Genomic DNA, 20,550 nt, shown 5'->3' on the forward strand with positions numbered 1-20,550 from the left:
CTTTGAATCATGCTCGTTGCTCCATTCGTTTTTCCTAAATCATACCACATTTTCTTTAGTTTTCAGACACGTCCTAACAAAATCAGCCTGGTGTGCTACCTCTAAAAACATTTGAGTATAGCACAAGCATTCTGAGCAATATGACAAATGGGATTACACCGAATACAGAGAGCGAATAATCCTGCACTTTAATACGATAATTAATTAAAGTCAATCAACAAACATTAACAAAGTGATTATACTTCTTCGAAATATGAACAATCTCCAGCATGTTTTGTGTTCAAACAGTTCAGATAGACCTGAACACCTCGTTTTGCAGGTTTTTGAATGTTTATAGCCATTTTTTTGCGGTTTCAACCAGTTAATATTGCTGTATTACCCGAATTTCTTTAGCGAAGGCGTTTAGTGAATTCCTTTTCGCAATGATATTGCCAACTTCACTTTACGACATTGAAGCCCATTAGTTACTGGATCAATACTCTCCAGGTTGCTAAAACTCAGCGATATTGCGACATTCCTTTGCGATTTGTGATGCGATTCCACCAAGCGAAACTTTTGATCGCTAATATAAAGGTATATGTATTCCGAAAGTTGCAAACTCCCCTTTATGTTTTTTCAATAGACCAGTGATTCTGCTGTATCACCAATGATTTTCAGCGAAGGCGTTTAGTGAATTCCATTACGCAATGGTTTTGCAATCCCATCTGGCGACATTGCAACCGATTAGATTTTGGATCAATATCTTCAATGATGATGAACCCCAGCGATATTGTGGCACTGCTTTGTGCGATGTCAAGCGGATTCCACCGAGCAACACTTTTATCGCTATATAAAGGAATTATGTATTCCGAAAGTTGCTGAAACACCATCATGAGCCTTCTTCATCAGACCAGTGATTTTGCGGCATCACCAATGTGTTCAGAGCAGGGGAAATATAGAGTCAAGCATTGAGGCTTGAATAATCGAGAAACGATTGAAAAGGGCATTGTGGCGGCTTGAGAAAAGCGATTGTTGTGTGCCTTTCCGAGTTACTTGAGAGGCATACAGGAGCAAATGACGGGCGTAGTGAGAGTTTTATAAGTGGAGCTATGTAGTGTCTCGATCCGCCGCTCGCTTATCAGTTTACTTTATTGAGGCTACACTCGCTGAAGAGGAGCATAATTGTTCACTTCGCCCTCTCTGCTTCCGTAAGGAAGCAACCCTTTCCCCATTGCAACCAGACTCGTTCAAGTCCAAAATTTGCTTTTACAATCCCTACTATGTCAAAAGCAAAAATAGTCATCTTACGCCCCGCCCATCTCCCCCACTGCCACTCCCGCTTACAGCCCCAAGGCTTCTCAGCCTTTTCTCCTCCATCATCCCAATTTTTTCCTGCAATTAATGTCGTGATAAGAAACGAGTAAAAATCGAGTTCAGGACGAGCAAAATCGGGGGCAAAAAAGCAATTAAAGTCGAACGAAGAGCAGGGGAAAAAACAGGAAGAGCCTGGGGATAGGACCAAAGATTATCGGAGAAAATGATCGAGAAAAAACAGGAGAAAAATGTTCGAAGTCCTTGCCCCACAAGGCTTTCCTTCTTCTCCCCTCATAATAAATCCTCTCCCCTGATTTACGAAAAAAGCCGAGGAAAAACAGGAGTGGATACCCGCATCTCGCTCGGCTGGTGGCACGACTATTTAAGCTTTCGTACGACTGTTTATGCTTTGAGATCACTGAAATTGCTTGTTACAACACCCTTTAGATTCATCAATATTACGCACTCCACATGCCCCGTATGCGGAAACATATCCACCGGCTGCACTTCCTTCACCTCATACCGCTCCGCCAATACCTTCAAATCCCTTGCCAGCGTCGACGGGTTACACGACACGTACACCACGCGCTCCGGCTGCATTTCCAAAATTGTCGTCAACAGCGCCTCATCGCAGCCCTTGCGCGGCGGGTCGACCACGATTACATCGGCGCGGATCCCCTGCTCCTTCCACGCCGGAATTACGACCTCTGCCGGGCCTGCCTCGAATGTCGCGTTCTCCACGCCGTTCAACCGGGCGTTGCGGTTCGCATCCGCGATCGCTTCCGGGACGATTTCCACGCCGTACACATGCTTCGACTTCTGCGCCAAAAACAGCGAGATCGTGCCGATGCCGCAGTAGGCGTCGATGACCGTTTCCGTGCCTGTTGCGCCGGCGTACTCCAACGTTTTGTTGTACAGCACTTCCGTCTGTGCCGGGTTGACCTGGTAGAACGACCGCGCCGAGATCGCGAATTTGATCGGGCCGATGTAATCGTAAATGACGTCGCTGCCCCAGAGTGTCACAGTCTTTTTGCCGAAAATGACATTGGTCTTGTCCGGGTTGATGTTTTGCACGATGCTGGTGACGCCCGCCACCTCGGTGCGGATCGCTTCCACGAGCTTGTCTCGCTGCGGAATCGCCTCCGCGGTCGTCACGAGCACGACCATGACTTCGCCCGTCTTTACCCCCACCTTGACGACTACGTGGCGCAGCAAGCCTGTGCCGCGCACTTCGTCGTACGGCTTGATGCCGAGAGCAGCAGCGGCTCTCTTCACGGTGGCGACCGCCTCGTCGTTCTTTTGGTGCTGGATGAGGCATTCGTTCATGTCGATGATGGAGTGGGATTTTTCCGCGTAAAAGCCGCCAACCAAGGCGCCGTTTTCCTCGCCGATTGGCACCTGTGCCTTGTTGCGGTAGCGCCATGGATCGCTCATGCCGAGCGTCGGGTGCACCGTGATTGCTCCTTCTCCCTCCACCTGAAAGCCGCCGATGCGGCGCAGGTTGTCGCGGACGATTTGCTGTTTGTGCCGCAGTTGTTCCTCGTAGGCGAGGTGCTGCAGCGAACAGCCGCCGCAACGGTCGTACAGCGGACAGGGTGGGTGCGCGCGGTATGTGCTGGCTTCCACCACTTTCGTCAGCTTGGCGAAGCCGAAGTTCTTTTTGACATGGTCGACGCGCGCGTGGACTCGCTCGCCTGCGAGTGCGCCGTCTACGAACAGCGTATATCCTTCAATCCGGCCGACTCCAGCGCCCTCGTGGTTCAGTCCGGTTATCTCCACTTCCACGGTTTGGCCGACACGTACCGGGACGTCCAGCTCCACCTTGACGGTCTGCTGCGGTCCGCGCCGCTTTTTTGTTGTTTTTGCCACGTTTCTTTTGCTCCTTTTGTCTTGCGCTCTGGCTTCCCGGCTGCTTTTTGCTCAAGGAAGCAGGCAGGGATGCACAGCGAACGCGGCATCCCTACGGCTATTGCTATTCATTTTACTATCTTCCTACGGGACGAACAACTCGATATGTCCTGGCAAAGCTTCCACGACGCACGGCAACTGTCCGCCAAGCTCGCCGTCCAGATTGAGCTGGACCACCTCGCCTGTGGGAGAGGTCGCTTTGATGTAGTCTGCCTGGAAATACAGGATGTTAGGGTCGCGCAAATGCTCGCCGCGAACCGCTTGTGTCGCGAGGCGGATAAATTCGGCGATGTTCGTCTTTTTCACGACGATGACATCCAGCTTGCCGTCTGACAAATCGGCCTCCGGGGCGAGCTTGTCGAAGCCGCCGACCGCATGGCTGTTGGCGATGAGAAACACCATGATCTCCTCGTCCAGCAGCACTTCCTTGCGATTTTCCAGGCGGACCCGGATCGGGTGCAGGGAGGGCAGCTTCTCCAACCCTTTGACGTAGTACGCCATCTGGCCCAGCAGCGTTTTCAGCTTGCTCGGGACCTCATAGGTCAGGTTGGTGAGGGAGCCTCCTCCCGCAATATTCATGAAATAACGGTTGTTGATCCGGCCCAGGTCGATGCGCTTCTTCTTGCCTTTGGCGATGATTTCCGTGGCGCGCGTGATCGACTTCGGTATGCCTACCGCCCGGGCAAAATCGTTGCTGGTTCCGCAGGGAATAATTCCAAGGGTGGGGCGTGCTTTTTGCTCCGCCATCCCGTTCACAACTTCGTATATGGTTCCGTCTCCGCCAGCAGCCAGGATGACGTCGAAGCCGCGGGCCACGGCGCGGGCAGCTTCCTCGGTCGCATCATCTTCCCCTCTGGTTGCATGGCAGGAGGTTTCGTATCCGGCCGATTCCATCAAATCGAGAATATCCGGCAATCGTCGCCGCACGATTTCCCGGCCGGAGCTCGGATTGTAGATCAATCTGGCTCGTTTCAAGGCAGATCCCTTCTTCCTTCCCTCGCTCACGGGTGTACTTCCTTCCATCATATCCTGTATAGCCATTTTTGGGAATCGCTATGCGGGTAACAGCGTGATAATATAGAAAAAGATGGCAAAAAGGAGAGCGAGGGGACAGTTGTGAACAAAATCATCGTTGGTGTTGACGTGGGCGGAACGGCAATCAAAATAGCGTTGATTACCCCGGATGGTGAGCTGGTAGCGAAAACGCACGAGCCGACACCTGTCGCAGATGGAGAAGATGGCGTACTGCGAAAAATCGCGGAGATGACCCGCGTTCTTCTGCACAAACACGGCTATGCGCCGGAGCAAGTGAGCGGAATCGGCGTAGGAATCCCCGGACCTATTGATGCCCAAAACGGAATCGTCATGCAAGCCGTCAACCTGCACTGGACCAAGCCTGTCTTATTGAAGCAAAAGCTGGAAGCACTTACAGGGCGGCCAGTCGCAGTCGACAACGACGCCAATGTGGCGGCACTGGGCGAAATGTGGCAGGGCGCAGGCCAAGGCGCACAAGACCTCGTGCTGATTACGATTGGCACAGGAGTCGGCGGCGGCGTCATCCTGAACGGAAAAGTCGTTCACGGCATGAACGGAGTCGGCGGCGAAATCGGGCACATCACCATGACGCCAGACAGCGGCGCTCTCTGCAATTGCGGCAAAACAGGCTGTCTGGAAACGTACACCTCCGCCACCGCCATTATCCGCGAAGGGCACCTCGCTGCCGAAAACGGAACGAGCCCGTACCTCGCTTCCGTGCTGGCCGAAAAAGGCAAGCTCGGGGCAAAGGACGTGTTCGAAGCAGCCGTAGCAGGCGACGTCGCTGCTCTTGCCATCGCCGACCAGGTGGCGCTCTACCTGGGCCTTGCCCTCTCGCATCTGGCGATTGTTTTGAATCCGGCCAAATTTGTTATCGGGGGCGGCGTGGCGGCGGCAGGCGACTTCCTCTTTTCCCGCATTCGCGATGCGTTTGCACGGTTTGTTCCGTTCGCTTACGTCGTGGAAGCAACCGAGATTGTGGCTGCCACACTGGGCAACGACGCAGGCGTGTACGGAGCGGGCTGGCTGATCCGCTCGCAGATGGAAGAGTAGCCGTCAGTTTTCTGTTGCCGCCTCGCGATTTGAGGGCTTCTCCAAACAAGCGGAGAAACACATTTACCGAGACAGGAACGGCAAAATGAGCGCGTTTTGGCAGGCTGTTTGCTTGCAAAAAGCTTGCTGCCGACGGCAAGGGCAACGGAACTTCTGCTTTTTCATTCGCTCACGCTAAGAAATCCATAAGCTACGGCCCAGTTCTTTTCCGATACGATAAACGATACAAAAAAGCGCTCCTGCCAGCAGCCTCAATGCCGCCGCACAGAAGCGCTTTTTCTCTACGATTCAATCACCCGCGCCACATACGCTTCCCTTCCTCCGCCCGATCTGGCTTCGGTTCCTTGCCCGCGACGATCAACTCCGCTCCTGCCAGCACCGTCACTACCGCCGCCCAGAAGCGCTTTTTCCTCTACGATTCAATCACCCGCGCCGCAGACGCTTCCCCTTCCTCCGCCCGACCTGACTTCGGCTCCTTGCCTGCGACGATCAGGGCCGCGCCCGCCAGCACCGCGCAGCCGCCGAGCAGTTGGAACAGGCTGAACGCTTCGCCGAACAACAGGGCCGAGAACACAATCGTCACGACTGGCTCGAACGTACTCAGCACGGAAGCTTTGGTCGAGCCGGTCAACTGCAGGCCGCGGAAGAAAAAGCTGATCGCCATGACTGTAGAAAAAACGACGATCCCGCCCAAGGCCCACCAGCCCGCCAGAGCAAAGGCCAGGTCGACGCCTCCTTCTTTTTGCGCGATCAAAAAGGTCGACGCGGCTGCAAACAACGAGATGTAACCCGACGTCACATACGGGGACAAACCTTTTACAACCCGGTTGCCCACGATGATGTACACCGAGTAAAACAGCGCTGCCGCGAGCGCCAACACGACTCCGAGCGGCTGAATGCCGCCAAACGACAGCCCAAGCACCAGCCCCAGGCCCAGCAAAGACAGCAGCATGGCGAAAACGGTCTTTTTCGTCAGCGGCTCTTTTTCCACAAAATAGCTCAGGACCGCCACAAACACGGGAAACGTGTACAGCAGCAACGCCGCCATCGAGGTCGGAATGTACTGAACTGCGGAAAAAAAGCTGAGCGATTGCAGCGTGTACAAAATGCCGCCCAGAAAAAACAGGGCGAGCACCTGGCGACGATTGAGCCGCAGCGACTCCTTGCGCCAGGCCAAGAGGCCGAAAAACAGCACAGCAGCAAACAAAAAGCGCAAAGACAAGAGCGTAGATACCGAAACGCCTGCTCCATAGGCATACACGGCAAAAATGGACATGACGCCAAAGCCCGCAGCCGAAGCAAGCACGTACAGCACACCGATGTACAGCGGATTCACGACATTCACCAGCCTTCTCACAATGGCAGCGACATGGGCAACAGACAGCCTGGATTTACTCCCTCCCGATCAGTTTTTCAATCCAGCCCCTTCTCTGCGGAACAGTCGCGAGGCGAAAAAAATCGTGATCGCCACGTACACCAGCGAAGAACCGATGCCGACCAGCGCATGCAGCGGGTCGACCTTGCCGTAAAACACTTCCTTGCACAGCGCCACGCCATTGAACACGGGCAGCGCGTAGTAATGCTCCGCGATGTCCACCGGGCTTTGCGGCATCAGCATGTACGACGGCACCATCGCCAGGAAAATGACTCCGCTCATGTACGTCTGTCCTTCTTTAAAAGACTTTGCAATCGTGCTGAGCATCAGCTCCAGTCCGGCAAACGTCGCCGCCATGAGCAGGATGACGACGATCAGCACGAGCAAGGTAACAGGCGAGAAAAACGCGAGCGAAAAATGGTCGCCTGATCCTCCAAACGGCCCCATGCTCATCACCAGCGATACCGAGATGAGCGAGGCTCCCGCACTCATGATACTCATCACCATGACCGCCAAAAGCTTCGCCGTCAGAATGTGGTTGGCGGCAATCGGCGCCGTCAGAAGCGACTCCAGCGTCCCTCGCTCTTTTTCCCCCGCGACGAGGTCGTTGGCGGAGGCGATTCCTCCAGAGGCGAGCGACACGACGAGCATGAGCGGAATGATGCCTGCGAGCATCCCGCCCGACTGCCTTTCTTCCGACGCTACGTTTTGAAAGTCAGGCGCGATCGGCTGAATCGTCTGCTCGGACAAGCCTGCCTGCTTGAGCCGCTTCGCCACAATCTCCTTGCTGTACGCCTCTACGGTCCGCTCGATCAGATCGCGGGCGTAGACTGACTTGGAATTGGTCGAGTCAAAAGCGACGTGCAGTGTGGCCGTTTTCCCCGCCTGAATCTGCTCGTCAAACGATTCCGGGATCGTAATGATCGCGCGCAGTTGCCCCGCCTGCAGCGCTTGCTCGGGATCAGGCGGCTGAAGAATTTTGACCCCTTGGTTTTCTTGCAGGGACTTAATCAGCTTGGAGGAGCCGTGAACAGCCAGCGGCACGTATTCCCGCGCTTCCTTTTCCACGTTGCTGTAGGAGTTGCCCAATAAAAAAAACACAAACGGAATAATCACCAAGGGCACGAGAAACGTCCCCAGCCACGCCTTCCGGTCGCGAAACAGGTCGAGCAGCTCCTTTTTGAAAACGGTCCAGATGATTTGCCAGTCCATCAGTGCTCGCCCCCTTCCACAACCGCCATGAAGATGTCGTCCAGATCGTCAGTCCCAAACTGCTTGCGCAAGGCGTCCAATCCCCCGGAAAAGCGCAGCCGGCCTTTGTGGATCAGGGCCACCCGCTTGCACAGCTTGTTGATTTCGCCCATGTTGTGGCTGGAAAACAGGATCGTCTTGCCTTCCTCCTGCAGCCTTGTCACCATCCGGCGAAAAATGGTAGCAGCCGTCACGTCGAGCCCTGTCGTCGGCTCATCCAGCAAAATGACGTCAGGATCGTGGACAAGCGTGCGGGCGATTGCCACTTTTTGCTTCATTCCCCGGGAAAAAGCGCCGACGCGCCTGTCGATAAACGGCTCCATCTCCAAAATGCGGCTCAGGCTGTCGATCCGCTCCTGCACCCGCGACGGCGGCAAGCCATAGAGGCTACCGAAGTAGGCGATGTTTTCCCTGGCTGTCAGCCGACTGTACAAGCCGACTTCCCCGCCAAACAGGATGCCGATTCTGCGCCGCACCTCCAAAGGCTCGTGCCGCACCGAAAATCCGCTGATCTCGATGTCTCCCGCAGTCGGCGCGAGAATCGTCGCCATCATGCGCATCGTCGTCGTCTTCCCGGCGCCGTTTTCGCCCAACAGGCCGTACACCTCGCCCTCTTCCACGCGAAACGTCAAATCGCGGACCGCTGTGATCGTCCCGAACTGTTTGCTGACTTCTTTTACCTCAATCAACAGCAGCCCTCCTCTCCTTCTCCCTTCGAACCGAACGGCCAGCACTTGGTCCACGGCCAGCCGCAACGGCAGTTGACGCCTGGCGTCCCGCCGTCAAAATCGGACTTTTAGCAAATAGGAAGCTCTTTTCTCCCCGGAAAACGTCACCTGTACAACCCCTGTGCGGCCTTGCAGCACTCGCGGTATCGCCGCCGCCACGTGGAACTGCCTGTGCCTGTCATCGACGCGCGCGACAGTCACTGTGCCCGGCGGAGAGTATATCCTGTCTCCGTCCAGCGAATAAAACACGAGCGAGATTTCCCCTGCGGCACCGTGCGCCTCCCCGGAAAACACGATCGTATTCACAGCTCCGCTGACACCGCCGGATACCCTTGTCAGATCAAACAGCGGATGGCGCAGCGAAGCAAGCGCAAGCCCGCCCCTCCAATCTTGCAAAAAAGCGTCGAACTCCTGAACCGCCGCAGGCAAAGCGATCACAGTGGCCTGCGGCGATGCTGCGCCAAGCGAGCCTGCCGGGCTGGCGGAAGCCATGAGCAGAAGCGTCATCCATACAGAAAGCATGCTAATCATCTCCAGTAAATGGTTGTCCTTAGCATGCCCTCCGCAAAGTTTGAGCTATGTGTCTGATGCTGGCTCAGAATCTTTTGACTTTTACACACGGGCGCTATAGCTGCGCTCTCCTCATGCCGAGGTCAGGGCACTCGCGTAGCGTTCCTTCCATTTGGGCAGGGAAAAGCCTTCAAACAGGGCCACAAAGCTTTCCGTATCGTTAATGTAGTGACGCGTTTCTTTTTGCCCGGGGTACTTTTCTTCAAACAGCGGAGCGACCAGATGCGTGACCGGAATCCCTTCCGCCTCCTGGTCGTAGATGCCCCGCTCGGCCAGCACTTTGCCGAAGTAGCGACAGTAGGTCACGGTCACCGTTTTTTGCTGCCCATTGTCTTCCCACGTCGCAATCGAACGGTCAAATGTATCGGATGGCGAGCCGCCCTTGCCCGGCGCTACACTCTCTCCTGTGACAGAAATCAGCTTCATGTACTTTCCTTCCCCCTTTTTGTTCGTGTATGTTCATTATAGGGTAGAGTGGAATTTCTTACAAATCCGGCCAACCCGCAGCAAATCAGGCCGGAGTCTATGTCCGCCGCTTGCAAATAAATTTTTTACAAAAAGTTTTTACGCATCTGTCAGAAAATCCTGCGCCCGGTAGTCTATGCAGTAAGTTAACTAACAACGAGGAGTTTTGGCAATGGATCATTTGGTTATCAAGCCTGCCAGTCAAAGAGAAGAGGAGCAGGACGAGACTTTGGTAGAACGGGCAAAAGCCGGAGATCAGGAGGCGTTTGGCGAGCTGGTCAGACGCCACCGCTCCAAAGTCTACGGCTACGCCCGTTCGTACACCCAGGAAGCCTATCTCGCGGAAGACATCGTCCAGGACGCGCTCATTCGCGCCTTCCTCCACCTGGGTACGCTGGTCGACAGCCGCCGCTTCCTGCCCTGGCTGCACCGGATTGTGCGCAATCAGGCGTACACGCGTCTGAAAAAGGGACCGCAAGCACGGGAGCAGGTCTTTTCCGGGCTAACCAGGCAAACGGGCGAGGCAGAGCCGACCGACTGGGAGGATCTCGACAGCATTTTGCACAGGCTTGGCCGTAGCTGGTCGACCGCAGCCGAGAGCAACGGCAACCCCGAGGAGGTCTTGATGCGCCGCGAGCTGTTTACGACGATCAAAAGCTTGCTGCACTGCCTCAGCCCGCGCGAACGGCGGATCGTCGAATCTCACTTTTTTGACCATCTGGCCCCTCACGAGATTGCGCGCATGTTCGAGATGACCCAGGCAAATGTGTACCAGGTGCTGTCTCGCTCACGCAAAAAGCTCGTGCAGGAAAAAATTCGCCTCGTTGTTGACCACTATGTGCAAATGCGAAAGGATGCGGGAATTATGAAAAAAGTCGTTTTGAAAAAGCCGGAAGCCATGAAGCTGAAAACATGGATTACATGCGGGGCAGCGTTGCACGGATTAGTCGAGTGTACGGAACGAAAGCTGTCCCTGCCGCTTGTTCTCGGTTTGAGCGGGCACGCCTTCCGCCTGACGATCGTTCCAGAGAGCATTCATATTGCGGGGCCAACCATGTTTTACTTCCAGCCCGTTCTGGAGCAAGGCTTGCGGAACATGGGCTTCAAGCCTCGTTCCGTCTGCCAGGAGCAGTTGGACGGCACGCCTGGCCCGAATGCGAACCAGGTCGATCCCGCGCTGCTCAGCCCTGCCGCGCGCGAAAAGCGGCAGCTTCCTGCCCTGCTGCCTCAGGCACTGGAGCTGATTCACCACGCGGTTGACAAAGGAAATCCGGTGCTCGCCTGGGACTTGTTCATGCCTGAATTTGGCCTGATCTACGGTTACGAGGATGAAGCCAAGCTGCTGCACGCCGGAGACAACTGCGGTAACGACGGCACGGTGCCGTATGAGCATCTGGGGCGCGGACTGGTGGCAGAGCTGTTTGTGCTCGCCATCGAAGAGACGCTCCCCATCAACCAGCGCACGATGCTGGCTAACGCTCTGGATTCAGCCCTGGCGCATTACCGCGGCCAGGAAGGGCAAAACGCCAACTTCATCTACGGCCTGGCTGCCTATCCTGCCTGGCAGGCGGCTTTTGCCAAAGGAACCATCGAGCCAAACGGAAACGCCTACACCACAGCGGTCGCACACGACGCCCGCTGCAACGCCTACCGGTTCTTTACGGAAATCGCCGACACGTGGACTGACCCTTCGCTGGATGAAGCGCGCCCGCTGCTCAAGGAAGCAGCCGCGCTTTACGCCGCTATCGCGGACGACTTCGGCAAGCTGACCAGACTGTTTCCTTTCCCGGCTGGCGGCGAACCAAATGCAGACGAGCCAGGCAAAAAAGCTGTACAGCTTTTGCAGGCCATCGAGCAAAACGAGATTCAGGCTGTCTCCTTGCTGGAAAAACTGCAAGCTGCTCTCGCCGCCAACTAGATGCGCGTCAAACCGCTTCAAAGCCATTGGTACTTGCTGCCAATGCCGTTCCTCGCCATGTCCCCCTCTTCTGCTTTGTGCCTCTCTCTTGCCAAAAGAAACAGCACTTTCCCTGGTCGGAAAGTGCTGCTTGTTGTTGTGCCTTACAGGCTGCTCAATACTTCCTGAATCAGCTTGTTAACCAACGGCGGGTTTGCTTTGCCTTTGGTTTGCTTCATGACCTGGCCGACGAAGAAAGCGGCTGCTTTTTCGTTTCCGGCCTTGTAGTCCGCTACTGCCTGCGGGTTGGCATTGACGGCGTCGATGACGATTTGGCGCAGGGCGCCCTCGTCGCTGATTTGCACCAGTCCTTTTTCCTCGACGATCTTCTTCGGATCTTTTCCGGTCTCCACCATCTCCTTGAAGACGGTTTTGGCGATTTTCGAGGAGATCGTGCCGTCTGCGATCAGCTTAATCATGTCACCCAAGCCCTGCGGCGTCATTTTCACATCGGCAAACGTCAGGTTGTTGGCGTTCAGATGGGCGAGCAGGTCTACCATCAGCCAGTTGGCGACTGCTTTCGCATCTGCGCCTGTCTTGACGGTTTCGTCGAAGAAATCCGCCGTTTCCTTGGAAATGGTGATGACCTCCGCATCCGCTTGCGACAGGCCGAACTCGTTTACGTAGCGAGCCTTGCGGGCATCCGGCAGCTCCGGAATCGTCGCGCGGATAGCCTCGATCCACTCCTCGGAAATTTGCATACGCACCAGGTCAGGGTCCGGGAAGTACCGATAGTCGTGCGCCTCTTCTTTGGAGCGCATGCTGACCGTCTTTTTGTTCGCCTCATCCCAGCGGCGGGTTTCCTGCACGATCGTACCGCCGGAGTTCAACACTTCTGTCTGGCGCTGAACTTCGTATTCCAGCCCCATTTGCACGTTGCGGAAAGAGTTCATATTTTTCAGCTCGGTCTTGGTGCCGAACTCTTTTTGCCCATATGGACGAATCGACACGTTGGCATCGCAGCGCAGCGAGCCTTGCTCCATGCGCACGTCGGATACTTCCGTGTACTGGATGATCGCTTTCAGCTTTTCCAGATAGGCGCGTGCTTCTTCCGGCGAGCGGATGTCCGGCTCGGACACGATCTCGATGAGCGGTACGCCCACGCGGTTGAAGTCTACGAGCGATTCTCCGCCGAAGTCGCTGTGCGTCAGCTTGCCCGCGTCTTCCTCCAGGTGGAGGCGGGTGATCCCGATGCGCTTCGTCTCCCCGTTGACCTCAATGTCGATCCAGCCGTTGTAGCCGATCGGCTGGTCGTACTGGGAGATTTGGTACGCTTTTGGCGAATCCGGGTAAAAGTAGTTTTTGCGGTCGAATTTCGTCTCGCGGGAAATCTCGCAGTTGAGCGCGAGCGCTGCTTTCATCGCAAACTCTACCGCTTGCTTGTTCGTTACGGGAAGCACGCCCGGATGTCCCAGACAAATCGGGCATGTATGTGTATTCGGTGGCGCGCCGAACTCAGTCGGGCAGCCGCAGAAAATTTTGCTCTTGGTCGAAAGCTCGGCGTGGACCTCCAGGCCGATGACGGTTTCGTACTTGCTCATGCCTCTTACCCCCTCACCCATTCCGGCTTGCGCTTGCTGTAGCCTGTTGCCTGCTCGTAGGCATGTGCTACGCGCAATACGGTGGATTCGTCAAACGCGCGCCCGACGATCTGCAAGCCGATCGGCAAACCGTTTTGGGCGAAGCCGCACGGTACGCTGATCGCTGGCAGCCCTGCCAGGTTGACAGGCACGGTGCAAATATCTTCCAGATACATTTTGACCGGATCGTTGACGTTTTCGCCGATCTTGAACGCGGTCGACGGCGTAGTCGGATGCAAAATGACATCGAAGTCGGCGAAAATGTTGTTGAAGTCCTGGATAATCAGCGTGCGCACCTGCTGCGCTTTTTTGTAGTAGGCGTCGTAGTAGCCGGACGAAAGCGCATAGGTTCCGAGCATGATCCGGCGTTTCACTTCCGGTCCGAAGCCTTGGCTGCGCGATTCCTTGTACAGCTCGATCAAGTTGGACGCATTGTCTGCGCGCACGCCGTAGCGCACGCCGTCGAAGCGGGCCAGGTTGGACGATGCTTCCGAGGAAGACAGCAGGTAGTAGGCTGGAACCGCGTATTCGGTATGCGGCATGGAGACTTCGCTCCAAGTTGCGCCCATGCTCTCAAGCTGCTTCAAGGCGGCGAGCACAGCCTCGCGCACCTCGGCATCAATGCCTTCGCCGATCAGCTCTTTTGGCACTCCAATGCGCAGACCTTTGACATCGCCAGTGAGCGCGGAGAGGTAATCCGGCACTTCCACATTGGCAGAGGTGGAGTCGAACTCGTCATGTCCGGCAATCGCTTGCAGCACGTATGCTGCGTCTTCTACGCTCTTGGTCACAGGTCCGATCTGGTCGAGAGAAGAAGCGAAAGCCACCAGACCGAAGCGGGACACGCGGCCGTACGTAGGCTTCAGACCGACGACACCGCAAAAAGCGGCAGGCTGGCGAATGGAGCCGCCCGTATCCGAGCCGAGCGTGAAATAGAAGTGACGGGCAGCCATCGCTGCGGCAGAACCGCCGGACGAGCCGCCTGGCACGTAATCGGTGTTCCACGGGTTTTTGGCCGGGAAGAAACCGGAGTTTTCATTGGAGCCGCCCATGGCGAACTCGTCCATGTTCAGCTTCGCCACGATCACGGCGTCCGCTTCCTTCACCTTTTTCGAAGCAGTTCCGTCATGGACAGGATCGTAGTTCGCCAAAAATTTGCTGGCGCAGGTCGTCCGTACGTCTTTTGTAATCAGGTTGTCCTTGAGCCCCGCCGGCAGACCGAAGAGAAGGCCAAGCTCCCCGTTCTCCTTAACCAGACGCTCGTCCAACTGGCGAGCATGGGCGAGCGCTCCCTCCTCATCCACGTGCAGGACGGACTTGATTTTTTCATCGTGCTCCTTGATGCTGGCGATGGAAGCCTGCACCAGGTCTGTGACCGAAAGCTCTTTTGCGCGCAAGGCGCTATGTATTTCCGACAATCGCTTGTCAAACAGCGACACAGTGGGTTCCTCCCTTCTCGTTCTCCTGACAGATTATTCGAATACAGCCGGTACCTTGAATTGCCCGTCTTCGTGATCCGGTGCGTTTTTCAGCACTTCTTCGCGCGGCAGCGACGGTCTGTTCACGTCTTCGCGCATCACGTTTTTCACATCGGTCGCGTGGCTGGTCGGCTCAATGTTGGACGTATCGAGCTCGTTCAGCTTCGCGGCAAACTCCAGGATGGCGTTCAGGTCCTTTGTGTATTGCAAAGCCTCGTCCTCCGTCAACTGCAAACGGGCCAGATTGGCTACATGCTCTACTTCTTTGCGAGTGATGGCACTCATCTCTTCCACCTCCGAATCGTATCACATAACTTTGATCTTACTTGAAAACAGCAGGTTCAGTCAATTTTCGCGCGGATTCGGCAGCATAGAAACAAAATTTTTTCGAGTAAAAATGATTGGCTGGATGATTTGAGAGGCGAAGCTGTTTCGAAAACAAGAGCGAATCCGATCGCTCCAGCTCTGGCATGCGGTCTGGCATGTCTCGGAGCCGGGCATCGTCCTGGCAATGTCTTGACTTGGAACGGTACCGCGTGAAGCGTATAATGAAAGACAAGCACCTAAAAAATGGATATTTCTAAAAATAAGGAGGATGCCCTTGAACTCAATGATCGTGCTGCTGCTGGCTGCCATCCTTTCTACGCATCATGCGCTTCCCATGTCCAACCTGCTGCTTTCAGTCCCCCGGCAGCAAATGCTTACCCCGGAGGAAGCCACGCAAGTACTGACCGCCATTTTGAGCAAAAACCCCGCTCTTGGCCCGGTAAAAATCACCTCTGTCACATACGCAAACGGGCAGTATTATATCCGTTACATTCGCGAAACCAACTGCGAGAGCGGGACACATATCATAGATGCCTATACAGGCGAGACAGTAGGCGGGACGCGGTCCCAGTGTTAAAATCAGCTTTTTGTCTGCAACCAGCGAAACATCTTTTTATAGCAAAAAGGAGTCCCTTTTCTCCAAAAGCGGACTCCATTTTCATTCGGATTCTATTTTTCAGGCAACAAGCCGCTATGCTTGTTCCTTTTGCAACGTCGCCAGCAACTGCCCCATGAGCAGCGACTTCCCTTTTTCCACGCCTGCCGCCCATGTTAGCTGCGAAGATTCCAGGAGCAGGATGACGGTCGAGCCGAACTCGAACCAGCCGAGCTCGTCGCCCTTTGCGTAGTGCGGCGTGCCTTCGATCGGCTCGTCTGTTTGCCGGCCGTGCTTGATATTGGTCGTGGCGGTATTGTACACGACTTTGACGCTGCCGACGAACAGGGCGCCGACTTTTACCAGTGCGATCTCGCCCAGGCCATCCGACTCGATGTAGGTGACGAGCCGTTCGTTGCGGGCAAACAGTCTGTCCACATTTTCAATCCCGAGCCGGTTCACCGGATAGAGACGGCCCGGCAAATAGCTGTAGCGCACCAGCTCGCCTGCCACCGGCATATGGATGCGGTGATAGTCGCGCGGGCTCAAGTAGATCGTGATGAACTTTCCGCCGTAGTAGCGCTTTGCTTCTTCTTCGGAGCCGCCCAGCAGCTCTGTCACGCTGAACTCCTTGCCTTTTGCCTGAATCAGCGTGCCCTCGCATATGTCGCCGAGCTGGGAGACGGTCCCGTCTACCGGGCTGACGATAACGTCGTTGCCGGGAGCGATCGGCCTTGCTCCCGGCTTCAGACGGCGCGTAAAAAATTCCTTGAGCGTCCGGTATTCCGTTACCGGCTTTTCTATGATGGAGGCATCAATTTTATAGTGACGGATGTAGTGTTGGATCGCTAATCGACTGAAGCGAGAGGCGGTAATTTTGCCCATGGTCCGTGACATTGCGTTTTGCGGCAGTCGATGAATCAGACCTGGCAGCAGCTTTTTGCGCATAAGTGGAACTCCTTAATCGTTTTCGATTAGACAGCAAGTAGCGAATACCCTTACTTTACCACCTCCACTTACAGCCAGTAAACCCTGCACTATTACCAACGTCTCATCATTTTCTTGCCCGGACTTGCTATACTATAATAATGGGACAAGCCTACAATCAGGAGACTACAGATATGGCGAAGCTTGATATCACAACTCTCATCAGTCAGCACGGCGACATCTTGACCAGCTTATTTCATCACATGTCGGACATGTTTTTCCTTATGGCTGTGGAAAAAAACGCCGACGGGGCCTACCAGTTCCGGTATGTCCTGATGAATCCTGCCGCTATGAAAGGAGCAGGTCTTACTGAGGACACTTACGGAAAGCTGATTGAGGAAGTGTATCCGCCGGAAAAAGCAGACCTGCTCAACAGCATGTACAGACAGACGGTGGAAGACGCAAGCCCCACTCACTTCACGACAAACGGCAACATGATCGGAGAGTCGATCCTCTCTCCCGTCTTCAACTGTGAAGGGGTTTGCACCCATGTTTTTTCCGTGACCCGGGACATTACCGAGCGCAAAAAGCTGGAAAGGCAGCTCGAATACATGGCCTACCACGATGTGCTCACAGGCTTGCCAAACAGACGCCTGCTTTACGCCAATCTCCAGCAAGCTTTGGAAAAGGCTAAAGCGTCCGGCGAAATGGTCGCGGCCCTCTATCTCGATTGCGACCATTTCAAGCAAATAAACGATACTTGGGGCCATGACGCCGGCGACGTTTTTTTGCAAATGCTCGCCCAGCGCCTCCAGGCTTGTGTCCGCGAACAGGATACGGTCGCGCGTCTGGGGGGAGACGAGTTCGTCGTCATTCTCACTGGCATCCAGAACGAGCGTCAGGCGGAAAAAGTCGCGACCCGGATTTTGCATTCGCTGCAGCAACCGTGGAGCTTTCAGGGCCAGACTTTTTCATTTACGTCCAGCATCGGCATCGCGCTTTACCCTGTTTCCGCAAGCGAGGCGGACCAGTTGTTGAGCAATGCGGACAAGGCTCTGTACAAAGCGAAAGCGACGGGACGCAACCAGTTCTTTTTCTTCGATCCCGCTCAAAACTGAGCCGTTCGCCGTTTTATGGATAGATTTCGGCTGCGCCAACTCATTTGGTCATTTGGCGGCCGCTCTTTTGTCAATGGCTTCACCACGTTAAGGCAATAACGATCTCACCCGTATAAAAACAGGAACACAGACAGGACGGAAAACAGCAAGCTCACCAAGTACAGGACGACGACTGTCTGCTTGGCCGACAGCCCGAACGACATCAGCCGATGGTGAACGTGCCTGCGATCTGCCTGGTACATGGGTGATCCGGCCAACAGCCGACTAATCATCACCTGTATCGTGTCCACGACGGGCAAGCCCAGCGCCAGCACCGTCACGACCAACGAAATGAGCGTCGCCCCTTTCATTGTGCCCTCTAACGAGATTACCCCGAGCGCAAACCCCAGAAACATCGACCCGGCATCCCCCATGAAAATTTTTGCGGGATAAAAATTAAAGCGCAAAAACGCAAGCGCAGCACCTGCCAGCGCCACCGCAAGCAGAGCGGTCACCTCCTGGCCCCGGGCCATGGACAGAAAAAACAAGGTGATCGCGGAAAACGATGTCGCCCCAGCCGCCAGCCCGTCCACTCCATCCAAAAAATTCACCATGTTGATAAGTCCGACAATCCACAGCACCGTCGCCAGCAACGAAACGAGCAACGGAAACGATACGTACGCGCCTTCCTCCGCCCCGAGCCACGTCAAGCTGATGCCGCGAAACCGGATATCCAAAAGAAAAGCGAGAACGGCCACCACCAGTTGCACCAGCAGCTTTGGGAATGCCGGAAAATCTTTTTGCCGGGCTTTGAAGGTGTCGTCCACCCAGCCGATCACCACCAGCAGCAAACCGCCGACTGCCAAAACTGCCACCGTTTTTTGCGCCCCTGCAAAAAAAGTTGTCACCAACAGCAGCCCGACAAACATCGCCAGCCCGCCGGACAAAGGCATCGGTCTGCTGTGTCCTTTTCTTCCTCTGGGCATGTCCAGCAGCTTCGTTTTCCAGGCCAGACGGTACGCTAACGGCATCAGCAAGTAGACGAGAAAAAACGTCGAGAGTCCTGAAGCAATGTAAGTAAACAGCTACCCTCACCTGCCCGCACATCATTTTCTTACCCATTAGTGTGGACAAAAGGAGCGCAAAAAAGCCGCCCCCGTTTGGAGGCAGCTTTGTCGTGCGTTTTCTTACATTTTTTCGGAAACCATTTTTGCTTGAGTGAACAGGAGCAGGTAGTCTGGTCCGCCCGCTTTGGAGTCCGTACCGGACATGTTGAAGCCGCCGAACGGATGCACGCCAACCAGTGCGCCTGTGCACTTGCGGTTGAAGTACAGGTTGCCCACGTGGAACTCTTCGCGAGCGCGCTCCAGGTGTGCACGGTTGCGGCTGATAACAGCGCCAGTCAAGCCGTACTCAGTGTTGTTTGCGATTTCCAGTGCATGGTCAAAATCGTTGGCTTTGCAGAACGCTACGACTGGACCAAAGATTTCTTCCTGCATGATGCGAGCTTGCGGATCTACGTCAGCAAATACGGTTGGCTTGATGAAGTAGCCGGTTTCTGGGCCTTTTTCGCCACCTGCAACCAGTTTGCCTTCTGTTTTACCGATCTCGATGTATTCGAGGATTTTGTTGTAAGCTTTTTCATCGACAACCGGACCTGTGTAGAACTCGTTGGATCTTACGTCGCCTACAGTCAGTTGGTTGGTCAGCTCGACTACGCGGTCCAGCACTTGATCGTACACGTCTTGGTGAACGATCGCACGGGAGCAAGCGGAACATTTTTGACCGGAGAAGCCGAATGCGGAAGCAACGATGGATTGTGCAGCCAACTCGATGTCGCAATCGCTGTCAACCACGATGGAGTCTTTCCCGCCCATTTCTGCTACCAGGCGCTTCATCCATTTTTGGCCTGGGCGATGTTTCGCAGCCAGCTCGTTGATGCGCAGACCTACGTCACGGGAGCCTGTGAAGCTGATGAAGCGAGTCAGCGTATGTTCTACGAGGAAGTCGCCGATTTCGCTGCCGGAACCTGGCACGAAGTTTACTACGCCTGCTGGTACGCCAGCGTCTTCGAGAATTTCCATGAATTTCGCTGCGATTACTGGTGTAGTGGAAGCAGGCTTCAGCACAACGGTGTTACCCGCTACGAGAGCTGCTGTTGTCATACCGACCATGATTGCCAGAGGGAAGTTCCATGGCGGGATTACTACGCCTACGCCGAGCGGGATGTAGTACAGCTCGTTGTCTTCATCCGGAATGCGCGGCAGGTCATGGCGCTGGGACAGCTTATCCATTTGACGGCCGTAGTATTCCATGAAGTCGATTGCTTCTGCTGTGTCAGCGTCCGCTTCTGGCCAGCTTTTTCCTGCTTCTTTTACGAGCCAAGCGGAAAATTCATGCTTGCGGCGGCGCAGAATCGCTGCTGCTTTATAGAGATAACGGGAGCGCGCCTGTGCAGGTACCTTTTTCCATGTTTCGAAAGTGCTCGCTGCTGTCTGGATTGCTTTTTCAGCCAGCGCCTGGTCTGCTTGGGAAACGACGCCCACTACTTGTTCTTTGTTGGAAGGGTTGATGGAGCGGGATTTTTTCTCGGTTGTAATGCGCTCTCCACCAATGATGAGAGGGTACTCGCGGCCAAGCTCGCTTTCTACTTTGGCGAGTGCTTCTTCAAATGCCTTTTTATTTTCCGGCAGGCTAAAATTGGTAAACGCCTCGTTTTTGAATTCAACTTGCATTCGGTGACGCCTCCTTATCGATTTCTTCCTGAGATCACTCATAAAATATATGCAAGGATCATACCAACTAATACTGAGTTGCTCGACCACGATAGTGTTTGCATTTTTCGCGAAAAACAACAGCCAAGTTCAAAAAACGAAATCTGACACTTATGTTTATAAACTGCTCAATGATA

Annotated in this window: 17 protein-coding genes; 4 read left to right on the top strand and 13 right to left on the bottom strand. The window is 54.8% G+C overall.

Annotated features, from left to right (window positions below):
• Positions 1-1,695 precede the first annotated feature (1,695 nt).
• The gene (rlmD, locus tag AC3WQH_RS20745; protein ID WP_492332232.1) at positions 1,696-3,162 is read right to left on the bottom strand and encodes a 23S rRNA (uracil(1939)-C(5))-methyltransferase RlmD; all 1,467 of its coding nucleotides are present in this window, start codon (positions 3,160-3,162) and stop codon (positions 1,696-1,698) included.
• Between the two features lie 123 nt (positions 3,163-3,285).
• Positions 3,286-4,176, bottom strand: coding sequence for a diacylglycerol kinase (locus AC3WQH_RS20750; protein ID WP_005832529.1), 891 nt, complete (start codon positions 4,174-4,176; stop codon positions 3,286-3,288).
• 141 nt (positions 4,177-4,317) lie between these two features.
• Here AC3WQH_RS20750 and AC3WQH_RS20755 point away from each other — a divergent pair, with 141 nt between their 5' ends.
• Positions 4,318-5,289, top strand: coding sequence for an ROK family glucokinase (locus tag AC3WQH_RS20755; protein ID WP_492332233.1), 972 nt, complete (start codon positions 4,318-4,320; stop codon positions 5,287-5,289).
• 412 nt (positions 5,290-5,701) lie between these two features.
• Here the strand turns inward: AC3WQH_RS20755 and AC3WQH_RS20760 are convergent, their stop codons facing one another.
• The 5 genes from AC3WQH_RS20760 to AC3WQH_RS20780 all read right to left on the bottom strand — a co-directional run bounded on the left by AC3WQH_RS20760 (position 5,702) and on the right by AC3WQH_RS20780 (position 9,639).
• Positions 5,702-6,634 carry a DMT family transporter gene (locus AC3WQH_RS20760; protein WP_327944898.1) on the bottom strand — a complete coding sequence of 311 codons (933 nt, stop codon included), beginning with the start codon at positions 6,632-6,634 and terminating at the stop codon, positions 5,702-5,704.
• Between the two features lie 60 nt (positions 6,635-6,694).
• Positions 6,695-7,876, bottom strand: a complete 1,182-nt coding sequence (locus AC3WQH_RS20765; RefSeq protein WP_314175012.1) for an ABC transporter permease — start codon at positions 7,874-7,876, stop codon at positions 6,695-6,697.
• Positions 7,876-8,604: an ABC transporter ATP-binding protein gene (locus AC3WQH_RS20770; protein WP_025847326.1), complete on the bottom strand. Its 729-nt coding sequence runs from the start codon at positions 8,602-8,604 to the stop codon at positions 7,876-7,878. The genes AC3WQH_RS20765 and AC3WQH_RS20770 overlap by 1 nt, the downstream gene beginning before the upstream one ends.
• A 93-nt stretch (positions 8,605-8,697) precedes the next feature.
• The gene (locus tag AC3WQH_RS20775; protein WP_007778605.1) at positions 8,698-9,165 is read right to left on the bottom strand and encodes a hypothetical protein; all 468 of its coding nucleotides are present in this window, start codon (positions 9,163-9,165) and stop codon (positions 8,698-8,700) included.
• A gap of 120 nt (positions 9,166-9,285) precedes the next feature.
• Positions 9,286-9,639, bottom strand: coding sequence for a hypothetical protein (locus AC3WQH_RS20780; protein WP_005832542.1), 354 nt, complete (start codon positions 9,637-9,639; stop codon positions 9,286-9,288).
• A gap of 211 nt (positions 9,640-9,850) precedes the next feature.
• Here AC3WQH_RS20780 and AC3WQH_RS20785 point away from each other — a divergent pair, with 211 nt between their 5' ends.
• Positions 9,851-11,596, top strand: a complete 1,746-nt coding sequence (locus tag AC3WQH_RS20785; protein WP_309479113.1) for an RNA polymerase sigma factor — start codon at positions 9,851-9,853, stop codon at positions 11,594-11,596.
• A gap of 143 nt (positions 11,597-11,739) precedes the next feature.
• Here the strand turns inward: AC3WQH_RS20785 and gatB are convergent, their stop codons facing one another.
• Genes gatB through gatC form a run of 3 tightly spaced genes read right to left on the bottom strand, consistent with a single transcriptional unit; the run spans position 11,740 to position 14,978 of the window.
• On the bottom strand, positions 11,740-13,176 hold the full coding sequence (gene gatB / locus AC3WQH_RS20790; protein ID WP_197187394.1) for an Asp-tRNA(Asn)/Glu-tRNA(Gln) amidotransferase subunit GatB: 1,437 nt from the start codon (positions 13,174-13,176) through the stop codon (positions 11,740-11,742).
• A gap of 5 nt (positions 13,177-13,181) precedes the next feature.
• Positions 13,182-14,654 carry an Asp-tRNA(Asn)/Glu-tRNA(Gln) amidotransferase subunit GatA gene (gatA, locus tag AC3WQH_RS20795; RefSeq protein WP_007778616.1) on the bottom strand — a complete coding sequence of 491 codons (1,473 nt, stop codon included), beginning with the start codon at positions 14,652-14,654 and terminating at the stop codon, positions 13,182-13,184.
• Positions 14,655-14,687: 33 nt separating this feature from the next.
• Positions 14,688-14,978 carry an Asp-tRNA(Asn)/Glu-tRNA(Gln) amidotransferase subunit GatC gene (gene gatC / locus AC3WQH_RS20800; RefSeq protein ID WP_005836468.1) on the bottom strand — a complete coding sequence of 97 codons (291 nt, stop codon included), beginning with the start codon at positions 14,976-14,978 and terminating at the stop codon, positions 14,688-14,690.
• 325 nt (positions 14,979-15,303) lie between these two features.
• Between gatC and AC3WQH_RS20805 the strand changes: the two genes are divergently transcribed.
• Complete coding sequence (locus AC3WQH_RS20805) at positions 15,304-15,597, top strand: hypothetical protein (RefSeq protein ID WP_005836470.1); 294 nt, start codon at positions 15,304-15,306, stop codon at positions 15,595-15,597.
• 114 nt (positions 15,598-15,711) lie between these two features.
• Here the strand turns inward: AC3WQH_RS20805 and asd are convergent, their stop codons facing one another.
• The gene (gene asd / locus AC3WQH_RS20810) at positions 15,712-16,563 is read right to left on the bottom strand and encodes an archaetidylserine decarboxylase (RefSeq protein ID WP_007778623.1); all 852 of its coding nucleotides are present in this window, start codon (positions 16,561-16,563) and stop codon (positions 15,712-15,714) included.
• Between the two features lie 173 nt (positions 16,564-16,736).
• Between asd and AC3WQH_RS20815 the strand changes: the two genes are divergently transcribed.
• Positions 16,737-17,660 carry a sensor domain-containing diguanylate cyclase gene (locus AC3WQH_RS20815; protein ID WP_005836474.1) on the top strand — a complete coding sequence of 308 codons (924 nt, stop codon included), beginning with the start codon at positions 16,737-16,739 and terminating at the stop codon, positions 17,658-17,660.
• A 104-nt stretch (positions 17,661-17,764) separates the two neighbouring features.
• On the opposite strand, the gene AC3WQH_RS20820 is transcribed toward AC3WQH_RS20815, so the two are convergent.
• Both AC3WQH_RS20820 and pruA read right to left on the bottom strand, forming a co-directional pair.
• Positions 17,765-18,625 (bottom strand): MraY family glycosyltransferase, encoded by an 861-nt coding sequence (locus AC3WQH_RS20820; RefSeq protein WP_235694734.1) that lies wholly within the window; start codon positions 18,623-18,625, stop codon positions 17,765-17,767.
• Between the two features lie 201 nt (positions 18,626-18,826).
• Positions 18,827-20,374: an L-glutamate gamma-semialdehyde dehydrogenase gene (gene pruA / locus AC3WQH_RS20825; RefSeq protein ID WP_026558486.1), complete on the bottom strand. Its 1,548-nt coding sequence runs from the start codon at positions 20,372-20,374 to the stop codon at positions 18,827-18,829.
• Between the last annotated feature and the right edge of the window lie 176 nt (positions 20,375-20,550).

It is taken from the genome of Brevibacillus sp. FW301-21C12A (assembly GCF_058788915.1).